1 protein-coding gene is annotated in these 1,853 nt (G+C 40.7%); it reads left to right on the forward strand.

What is annotated here, in order from left to right:
• The coding region (locus AB674_RS21500) for a SprB repeat-containing protein (protein WP_205625371.1) at positions 1 to 1,853 on the forward strand (1,853 nt) is incomplete at both ends.

The raw sequence follows: 1,853 nt of genomic DNA on the forward strand, positions 1-1,853 counted from the left end.
AGCTCAAATACAGTAGTAGGAACGACAGCAACAGTTTCAAATTTACCTGCCGGAACTTACACCTTAACTGTTACAGATTCTTGCTCTTCTCAAACTAATTCCGTTACTATCGGACAACCTAGTGCAGCTTTAGCTTTAGCAGCTTCATCTAAAACAGATGTGGTTTGTTTTGGTGCAAGCACCGGAACTATAACTGCAGGTACAGTAACAAACGTAGTTGGAACAGTAACTTTCTCTTGGAAAAACAGTTCTAATACAGTAGTAGGAACTACAGCAACAGTTTCAAATTTGCCTGCCGGAACTTATACCTTAACTGTTACAGATTCTTGCTCTTCTCAAGCTAATTCTGTTACAATCGGGCAACCGAGTGCAGCTTTAGCTTTAGCAGCTTCTTCTAAAACAGATGCGGCTTGTTTTGGCGCCAGCACCGGAACAGTAACTGCGGGTACTGTTACAAACGCTGTTGGAACGGTAACATACTCTTGGGAAAACAGCTCTAATGCTGTAGTAGGAACCACAGCAACAGTATCAAATCTGCCTGCCGGAACGTATACTTTAACTGTTACAGATTCTTGCTCTTCTCAAACTAATTCTGTTACCATCGGGCAACCGAGTGCAGCTTTGGCTTTAGCAGCTTCTTCTGAAACGGATGCAGCTTGTTTTGGAAATAGTAACGGAACAGTTATCGCTGGTACAGTTACAAACGCTATTGGAACGGTAACATACTCTTGGAAAAACAGCTCTAACACCGTAGTTGGAACTACAGCAACAGTATCCAATCTTCCTGCGGGAACTTATACTTTAACCGTTACGGATTCTTGTTCGTCTCAATCTAATTCGGTTACAATTGGTCAACCTAGCGCTGCTTTAAGCTGTTCAATAATACAAAACAAAGCAGTTACTGCTAATGGTTTAAGTAATGGTGAAGCGACTGTAACTGCGCTTGGTGGAAACGGAAGTTATACCTACTTATGGGATAATAATGAAACAACACAAAAAGCGGTATTACTAAATGCAGGTTTACACTCAGTAACCGTAACAGACGCAAAAGGTTGTACTACAACTTGTACCATCACCATCTCTGAACCAAATGTATTGTCTTGTAGTATTTCTCAAGATGATCCTGCCAAATGTTTTGGTGACAGTAATGGAAAAGCGACTGTAACTGCTATAGGAGGAAATGGTGATTATACTTATTTATGGGATAATAATGAAACAACTTCACAAGCAGTTTCTTTAACTGCAGGTCAACATACGGTAACCGTAACTGACAAATTAGGTTACACTACTACTTGCTCCGTAACAATTGGACAACCACAAAAAGCGCTAAGCGCCACAAAAACACAAATTGATGTTGTTTGTGGAGGTGATGCGACTGGTTCTGCCACTGTAACGGTATCAGGAGGAACAACCCCTTATACTTACTTATGGAATACAACTCCAGCACAAACTTCGGATACTGCTACTGCTCTTTTAGCAGGAAATTATAGCGTAACAATCACAGATGCTAAAGGTTGTACAATCAGTGAATCTTTTGTAATTCTTGATGGAGATTCTGTAAAACCGGTAATTGATCCTTTACCTTCAACTACAACAATCAACTGTCCTGAAGTGCCTGTCTTTGCACAAGCTACCGCAACAGATGATAGTGGAACTGTTTCTTCTTTAACCTTCCAGGACACAACAGTACCAGGTAATTGCACCGGTTCCTATACAAAAACCAGAACTTGGACCGCTATAGATGCTTGTGGAAATACTTCTCTTCCTGTTAGTCAAACAATTATTGTTCAGGATAACACTGCTCCAACTTGGTCAACTCAAGCCGGAACATTAAATACTACGGTTCAATGTAG

This window comes from Flavobacterium sp. ABG, assembly GCF_001027725.1.
GTDB lineage: Bacteria > Bacteroidota > Bacteroidia > Flavobacteriales > Flavobacteriaceae > Flavobacterium > Flavobacterium cupriresistens.